We start from the raw sequence: 8,999 nt of genomic DNA on the forward strand, positions 1-8,999 counted from the left end.
GATGAGCTATAATTTTAATTTATTTTATGTTCTATTATAATATTGATAAAATAAATTGTTTAGCTGTTCGGCCTGAACGTCCCCCATGTAAAAGTTCCCATTGGATAGCTCTCTCACGTAAAGTATTTTCATCCAGTGTCACTTTATAATGTTTTGCTATAGAATAGACCATTTCCAAGTATAAATTTTGATTAGGTGATGTAAACGTTAATGAAAGACCAAAGCGATCTGCTAAAGAAAGTTTCTCTTGTCTTGTATCTGAAATATTGATTTCTTGTCCTTGACGGTCATTCCAAGTTTCCTTTACAAGGTGACGCCTATTAGATGTGGCATATATTAATACATTTCTAGGACGCACTTCAATACCACCTTCTATTAAGGCTTTCATATATTTGTACTCTACCTCGAATTCCTCAAAAGAAAGATCATCTAAAAATAATATAAACTTCAACCCTCTTTTTCTTAAGGTATGTAAAATACGATTGAAATATTTAAAATCTGTTTTTGAAAGCTCTACAACACGTAATCCTTCTTCGCAATAAGCATTTAAAGCTGCTTTAACTGATGATGATTTTCCTGTTCCACGATCACCAAATAGTAACGCATTATTAGATTCTTTACCTTGTAGAAAGGCTTCTGTATTTTTAATTAAAGCATTTTTTTGATAATCACATCCAATTAACTGATCAAAAGTAATTGGATCACACTCTCCAATACCTACAAGTCCCAGCTTTTCATCCCATTTAAATGCTTTATATCCATTCATTATTCCTGTCCCAAAACGTTTATAATATCTTACTAAATAATCTACAACTTCCTGTGCTGATGTAGCCTTATTCAATGTATCATATAATGGATTTAAAAAATTAGGCGCTCCTTCTTGTAATAAAACTGTAAAAGGTGATTCCTTCCACAAGTCTAGTATTTTTCTTATATCTTCAAGAGCTAAGATGCGAAGTGCCTCATCTACATTTTCTCCCTCTCGTTCACAACTTACTGAAAAAGCATTTTCATCACGGGCTACAAGATACGTTAAATACATCTTAAATAAATCTTGTTTTAAGCCTTCTTTTATACCTACTTCTAATAATTCACTTAAGATTTCATTGTATAACTTTTCTCTTTCAATATCTGTTATACACTCTCTTAATGCATACACTCCATTTATAATTTTGTTTTCATTAAAACTACGATAAAATACAAATGACATATGTTTCCCCTCCTGTTGTCTTTATACAGGGAATATTATAATCTATTTTGTACTTTTTTCAATTATTATTTATATTTTATATTTTCACTCTAACGAATCCATACTGCTGTCCCTATTGGAATATGCTTATATAACCATGCACTATCTTTCTCAGAAAGTCTAATACACCCATGAGATACCTTTCGTCCTAAATCACATTGTCCAGACTTAACATAAGTTCCAGTCTTATCAAACAAAATGGAATGATACATGTAACTAGAAAAGAATACTAGTGCATTCTTACAACGGAAATTTTTATCTACACCAAAATAAGGCATGCTATATTCTACTTTAAAAATTCCAGTTGGTGTTGCATTATTTACTTTACCTGTAGAACATACAAAAGTTTTTTGTAAATGCCACTGTCCCTCTACTTTCTTTAAAACATGAGTACGTTGCCTATAAGGGTCTGTCCAAAGTAAATAATCTGTATCACTTTTTATGTTATTTAACATAACAAAGTCCTCTACATCTTTTGTCTTTACTTTTGGATTTAAACTACCCAGGTCCCCTTCAATATGAATACTATTCCATGGAATACGTACTTTTTTTCCTAATTTATCTTTTACAATATAATAATAAGTTTTCTCAGAACGCCAAATCTCTACTGATCATTCGCTTTTAAATTCCCTACATTATAGCGCATTGTTCCTACTATCTTAAAAGCTGGAAAAAGTTTTGTAAGATAGTCTCTTCTTTTCTCACTTTCATATTTATTTAATAAGAACTCATTTTTTTGACCGTAAAGTTGCCCACTTCGATATTGCGTAGTAAATCCATTGATTTGTAATATAATTGTGGTCATATATTGTCCATTCTTGCCAAGATTTTTTGCATACTTTTCTCTCGTTTCACTAGGTTTTAAATTAACACCTAACTCATATTGATTTATAAGATTTTTGCCATTCCAAAAAATATGCAATAAATCAACTGAAAGTGCCATTTGTGACGTGTTTCTAATTTTTTTCTCATCAATGCTTACAAAATGATTCATTTTAAGCCAACTATGTCTTATAATAAATGCGCCTTGATGAACATCAAATTGCCATAATACCTTAAGTGCATCTAGTGGTATCAGTATTTGCCCATCTACCTCAATGGCATAAGTACGTAGAGGGCCAATATAAATAATTTGATTACTTAAACTTACAGGTTTATCTTTTAAAGGCAAAGTGCTAACTGCTTCTGTATCTACCGAATCTCCATAGTTAAAATACATCACTTCATTGATGATTTCTTTATTTAATCCCATCTTTTCTAGATATATAAGTGGAATATACTTATCTTCATTAATTTGATAAAGCGGATAAATATTACCACCAATAATACAAATATTGTAGTCTTCTTGTAAAGTACCTACATATATTTTAGGATTATAAACTGTGCCTTTCGCATTGCAAGTCATACATAAAAAACACTAAAAAATATGCACAAAAAATACTAATCAGATGCTGTCGTTTAATCATTCTACTTCCTCCTCTGATTAGCATTTCCTATTTGTATTAATTTATTATACTATCAAAATATTTTTTATGCTTTTTAATTTGTGTTTTTCCACCTACAACACATAAATATGGTGCTTTGGCAAAAGCATCAAATAATTTAGCAAGTTCTTGTATTTGTTGCATATCTGTATTTAAGACTTCTTTTATAATATTTTCGAGCTGTAACGTTGTCATACCACATAATGTATAAGTTAGAGCACGTTCACTTTTCTGTTCCATACTCATTGGTATTTGCATTGTCCCTATGGTATGAATAATATAGCGGTCCAATTCGCTTTCTTTCAATTGTAAATTTTTTAAGAAATCGCCAATTCCTTCAAATGTTTTAAGTGTACTTCCTAGCTTAGGGTCACAATATGAACAAGTTACTACATGTCCATCTCGACTAATTAAAATATCACATCCATAGGCACCACCTTGTAAACGAATTCGATTCCAAAGATATATACTTTCTATAATATGTGCAGCGACTTCCATAGCTCCGTGATAAGTAAAACCGGCATCTTTAAAGCTAAATCCTTTTGCAACAGCTTCTACTTTTTGCATTGTACAATAAGCTTCACTTTGAGTGGTGAGCTTTAAATCATAAATTTGTTTTGGATAATTATTATTTGGCAAGCTTGCTCCTAAATCAAATAGTTCTTGTTGTAAAAAGCTTTCTTCCTCTTGAGGTGCTGTTACAAACACCATTAGATTCTGCTTACCCATAATCTGTTTGTAGACTGCGTTTACCTTATGCATTATCATTTCATATTGGGTATCAAATTCCTTCATAAAGCCTTTCATAAATTCATAAAATCTAATGCCTGAAACCACATCCTCATATTGACCTGCTGGTGCAAAGAAAGCAAATACACGTCTTGTCGCACGATATTCGGGTGCGCCTTCAAAACTTCTAGCAATTTCATAATGTACATTGCCAAGGATCTCTTTAATTTTATCCTTTTCAATGAAAATAGTTTCTTTTAAAATAGCAGTCATAAGCTTTTTCCATTCTACTATTTCTTCAATAAGTACTTTACTTGTAATTTTAAAATAAGGACGATAATTTGCTTGTTCTAAATGGGTATAAGCCTGAAGCGAACAATTCAACCCTCCTGTTAAACGATTAATCTTATTTTCTAACGCTTGATAATTCATATCTTGTGTCCCAATATAAGATAACAAGTGCCCTAATATTCCTAAATAAGGTAAATCTTCTTCTTTCACACTTTGTGTATCAAATAAAAGGTGAATATAAGCAATCCCTTTTGTTTCTTCTTCATGAAAATGATATTCAAATATTTGATCGTTATTTTGTTTTTTGTGAATTGGTACAATATTTATTTCTAAATCTTCTTTCTTTAACTGAGGTAATAAATTAATTTTTTCCTCACTGTTTTGTACCATATGCATTTCTTCCAACTCTTCATTAACTGCTATTAGCAGATCTTTCTTTTCTTTTGTAAGCGTTTGTTCATATGCCATTAAATGTTGTTCTAACTTCACTTGTTCTTCTTCTGCTAATGCATGACTTGGATTTAATATAGTTAATACACGATGCTTATTATCTAAGAAATATTCCTTAATAAGCGTTTCAAAATATCCTTTATCCTTATACTTCTTGATTTTTTCTACATGAGATTTATATTTTAGATGTGTAAAAGGTTCCCCGCCATATAAATAACTATTAAAAATCATTTCACTATATTGTAGTCCTACAGGGTCGTAAGAAGCATCTACCTCTTTTAATTCAAATGCCAATGTATGTAATGCTGCCTCTATTAACTCTTTATCAATTCCCTCTTTTGCAAGTCTCTCAAGTTCTCTTAATACAATCTTTTCAAACTTTTCACCTTGTGTCTTTTCTGCCCCTTTTAAACTAATAGAAAAAACAGATTGAAAACGGCTTGTATCATAACCACCTTCACCTAAACTAATACCTAACTTTCCATCCACTACAATAGCTTTTGTAAGTGGTGATGCACTACTTCTAAGCAGCATATGCTCTAAAAGTTCAAAAGCTAGTCTTAATTCTGCATCATAAGCAGTTCCAATAACAAAGCTTAAGCTCATAAGTGTTTGTTCTTCTTCTTTGTCTGCTGGGTAACATTCTGATATATACATTGGTACTATTGGTGCTTCCTGTACCATTTTTTCATAATATATTTTTTCCACTTCTTCATTTATCTTTGGTAAGTCATTTAAGCACTCTACTTCAAGCTCACTTAACCACTTATCTAACTGCATATCCCCATATAAGTAAATAATACAATTATCAGCCACATAATATTTTTCATAAAAAGCCATAAATCTTCATAACTTAACGAAATAATATCTTGCGGTATTCCACCTGCATCAAATCGATAATGTGTATCTTTAAAGAGTGCTTTACTTAAAGCATGTTCGAGCCTCGTGGTTGCTTCCCCATATTCACCTTGCATTTCATGATAAACCACACCACTTACACCTAATGCTTGGGTTTCTTCATCTACTGTATAATGCCACCCTTCTTGGGCAAATAAACGTGCATCTTCTTTAATTAATGGTTGAAATACCATATCCATATACACTTTCATAATCCCATTTAAGTCTTTTTCACTTAAACTTGCGCCATAATACATCGTCATATCTGGATAAGTACATGCATTAAGTGCTGTACACACAGACCCTTTTTCAAGTGCCATAAATGTTTCGTTTAATGCATACTCCTTTGAAGCACAACATACTGTATGCTCTATGATATGTGGTATCCCTTTATTATTTTCTGGTGGTGTGCGAAATACCACACAAAATACTTTATGTGGATCATTATTGCTCACATTAATAATTGTTGCCCCAGTTCTTTCATGTCTTAAAACACGACCTATACCTTCTACTTCTTCAATATATTCTTCTTGAAGGAGTTTAAAGCCCTTATATTGCTGTACTAATTGTAAATCCATGCTAAATCCCTTCTAATTAATCATTTATTTTATATTCTAATATTAATTTTCATTAATTACTTCAAACTGTAGCCAAACTGGTGCTGCCGAACCGTTTGGTAACATATAACTTAATGTACGTATTTCACCAGCTGTTAGCCATCCTAAATCAACAGGTTCTTTACAATGCTTAAAATAATGTGTGCGTTCAATAGGTATTATTTGTCCATTTTCCCATTTGATTACCCCTTTAAACACACCTGCACGTGGTACAATTTGTACTTTAGTTACAGCTTCTGCTTGTATTGTAACATGATACATTATACCATAATTTCCTCTGTTCATGGTAATTTCCTGTGTAATTCCATCTTTTCCTACTGCCCAATCTTCATCATCTTCTAAACGTACATAATACCTTCCAAAACTAGGTAAATGTAATGCATAACTTTCCTCTAAACAATAAAAAGTTCCTCTCGGATGTTTATCCCTTTCTAAATAAGGTAGTTTTTTAATCTCAGAAATGCTAGTAGTCTTATCAATAGCCGCTATAATTACTTCTACTATTCCATCTGTTTCAAAATCTATAATGCCAGTTAAAAGTAACTGCGGCTGCCATTCATTAGGTAAACTCATAAATAAAATTTTTTCTTCATATGGGTCCAATGTTATTATTCCCTTTTGTTTTCCCATAAAATAACGTTCTAGTAAAGTCTGTCCTGCATGTAAAATATATTTTGTAGGTCCCATTACTTCCTGTTTTAATATTTTCGCCTGTTTTTTTAATCCTTCTTTATTACATATAATAATAGCAAGGTTTTTCACATCTTCTGATTCATTAATATGATGAAATAGTATACGTCCTAATCCATCTATTTTCTCTTCATATAAAATGCCTATTTCCCTTACATTCTCAGGAGAATCACTTAGAATCAATTTACCTGTTAATCTCTGTTGTGGCTGCCACTCAAGTAACTGATATCCTATAAACATCTCTTTTCCCATTAGGGGACTTACTCCAACTATAAAACATGCTATTATCACAAAAAGTAGCTGAAATGATTTCTTTAACATTTGTTCACCTCATATAATGTACTTCTTGTAGTATAACTAAATATATGCTTTATCATACTGAAAAATCTAAAACTTACTACTTACCTCATATAAAATAAAGGTTATTGAACTAAATTTAGTTCAATAACCTTTATTTTAAGCTTTAATTTAATTAAGCTTTAATCATTTGACGCATTTTTTCTATTAAGATTGGTGGTTTTTGACTATGAATTACACCATGACAATTATGACATACTGGAATTAAATCTTTAATTGGATCAGTATTTTCCATAACTTCTACTTCATCTTGACTATGAACATTGTGTACTTCAATTTGGTTTTCAAAGGCTTCCCCATAAGTATAGCCATAGTCAAATCCACAAAGATCGCAAATTGCACCATAGTATTCAATACAAGCAGCTTTAGCTTTATTATATGCTATCTCATCTGCTTTTAATGGTTTTTGTGCTTCCTGTTCTTCTTTTAAATGTGCAAGAGACTTAGCAATCTCTTCTGCAATTTTATCTTCTTTTCCTACTTTTGTACTCTCCTGAGCTACTAGCAGTTGTACCATTACTTGAGGCTCTTCTTGAACTTTTATATTTTCTACTTTTGGCATCTCATTTGTCACAACTGGCTCTATTTCTACTTTGGCTGGTGTTTCTTTTACTGGTTCTGAATTATTTACAACATCTCCAAGTAAAGCATCTACAAGTTCATCAAGTGTTTGTGGCACACTACGCTTAGGTTTTACTGGACGCCCCATTAGTGTTTTATTTTCAACTACTTTTTCCTCTTTTGTTACTTCTGGTAACTCTGTTTCTTTATGTGCTTTTACTGTAATCCCATCAAGACTTACTTTCCCTTCTGCTACCAGTTCGTCAATAGCAGCACTAAGTTCTGGTCTTACTGTCCATTCAAAACAAGTATTATCTTTGAAACCACCAATGAAAAGCATATGCCACCATATAATTTTACCATCATTCCCTACAGGTGCATCAATTTTTAAATTAGCTTTAATACGTTTTGCAAGAGCTAAAACAACTTCTTTAAATGGATAAGTTGCTGTATAACCTTCTTCACTTGCTAAATCAGCCGCTTCAATACCACTTCCCATTAAATGTACACGTAGCACAAGATCTTGATTTTTAGCTGAAAATACATTTATTTTTACAAAAATCTCCTTCCATTCTTCTTTTGTGATACCTAAATCTTTATTATAAAGTGTATAAGGTTTAACTTCTGCTTTAATTTTAGCGATTTCTTGTGATGCTTCACTGTCCATATCACTAAAAATATCATCTAACATTTTTTCAAAGTCGTCATCTTTCTCTTCGGCTTCTTCAACTTTGTTAGGTGCATAACTATATTGCTTAAGTTTTTGATCACAATATGTCACAATATCCTCTAAAAATAAACTAGTATACTGAGGTTTTGTAATTAAAGCTTCTACAGAAAGATCTAAACGTTCATTTTCCCAAAGAATTGTGAAATCTTGAACATTACTTTCAGTTGTAATGTATTTTACAGCTGCTTCATATCCACCATATTTATTAATAAAATCAAGTAATCTTGTTGACTTATATTTTAGTTCCTGATTACGTCTCTTACATAAATTAATCATTTCCTGGTGAAAAGCTTTCTTAAGTTGGTCTGTGTTAATTTGCTCCATCATCTCGTCCCTCTAATCTTGTTATTCTCACGATATAAGACATTAAAAAAACACTGCAAGCAAAGCATCAGTGTCATTTTAATAAAATCTCCCATTAGGTAGAAAATATGCCGTTCATTCATGTCTTACGTCTTGTCTTATCTATTATAACATATGTTATTTAGATTCTCTAGACAGTAAACTTATTTTTAACTTTTATAGATTTTTATTAATTAATCTACTCAACTTTCCCAGCTTAAATCTTTAAATAACGCTTTGATAAATAAAGCTTGAGAATCAATCCATTGTCTAAGTTGATTTTTAATTGTTTCTTATTCTAGATGAGTAGGCTGATTTAATTGCTCAATAAATAAGCCTATTAAACTTTGAAAAGCTATGGATAACTTCATATCTTGATATCATCACAATACATTAAGAACAATTCTCCAAAAGTCTTAGGATTGTTCTCTTGTCTTTTAAGCCATTCTAATAAAATATATCTACAATAAACAATGGTAGTATGGCTAATCATCATATTATAACGACATGTGCTAGATTATCTCAACTTATAAATAGGATAAATATGGTAATACATCAAGCTGTATAATCCCTAAAATAATTATACTAATGTCTATTTATCC

The 8,999-nt window shown here is 31.3% G+C and carries 7 protein-coding genes; all 7 read right to left on the minus strand.

Annotation, left to right across the window (positions count from 1 at the left end):
• Positions 1-34 precede the first annotated feature (34 nt).
• Positions 35-1,210 carry an ATP-binding protein gene (locus JCM14822_RS17005; RefSeq protein WP_054743660.1) on the minus strand — a complete coding sequence of 392 codons (1,176 nt, stop codon included), beginning with the start codon at positions 1,208-1,210 and terminating at the stop codon, positions 35-37.
• 89 nt (positions 1,211-1,299) lie between these two features.
• Entirely contained in the window at positions 1,300-1,704 is a 405-nt protein-coding gene (locus JCM14822_RS17010; protein ID WP_054743662.1) for a L,D-transpeptidase, read from the minus strand.
• Between the two features lie 149 nt (positions 1,705-1,853).
• Positions 1,854-2,654: a hypothetical protein gene (locus tag JCM14822_RS17015; protein ID WP_054743664.1), complete on the minus strand. Its 801-nt coding sequence runs from the start codon at positions 2,652-2,654 to the stop codon at positions 1,854-1,856.
• 97 nt (positions 2,655-2,751) lie between these two features.
• Entirely contained in the window at positions 2,752-5,043 is a 2,292-nt protein-coding gene (locus tag JCM14822_RS17020) for an insulinase family protein (RefSeq protein ID WP_054743666.1), read from the minus strand.
• Positions 4,974-5,678 carry an insulinase family protein gene (locus tag JCM14822_RS17025; protein WP_054743668.1) on the minus strand — a complete coding sequence of 235 codons (705 nt, stop codon included), beginning with the start codon at positions 5,676-5,678 and terminating at the stop codon, positions 4,974-4,976. The genes JCM14822_RS17020 and JCM14822_RS17025 overlap by 70 nt, the downstream gene beginning before the upstream one ends.
• Positions 5,679-5,720: 42 nt before the next feature.
• The gene (locus tag JCM14822_RS17030; protein WP_054743670.1) at positions 5,721-6,659 is read right to left on the minus strand and encodes a hypothetical protein; all 939 of its coding nucleotides are present in this window, start codon (positions 6,657-6,659) and stop codon (positions 5,721-5,723) included.
• A gap of 220 nt (positions 6,660-6,879) precedes the next feature.
• Positions 6,880-8,379 (minus strand): HNH endonuclease, encoded by a 1,500-nt coding sequence (locus JCM14822_RS17035; RefSeq protein WP_157047853.1) that lies wholly within the window; start codon positions 8,377-8,379, stop codon positions 6,880-6,882.
• Positions 8,380-8,999: the final 620 nt, after the last annotated feature.

It is taken from the genome of Cellulosilyticum ruminicola JCM 14822 (genome assembly GCF_001311925.1).
In the GTDB taxonomy this organism is placed as follows: domain Bacteria; phylum Bacillota; class Clostridia; order Lachnospirales; family Cellulosilyticaceae; genus Cellulosilyticum; species Cellulosilyticum ruminicola.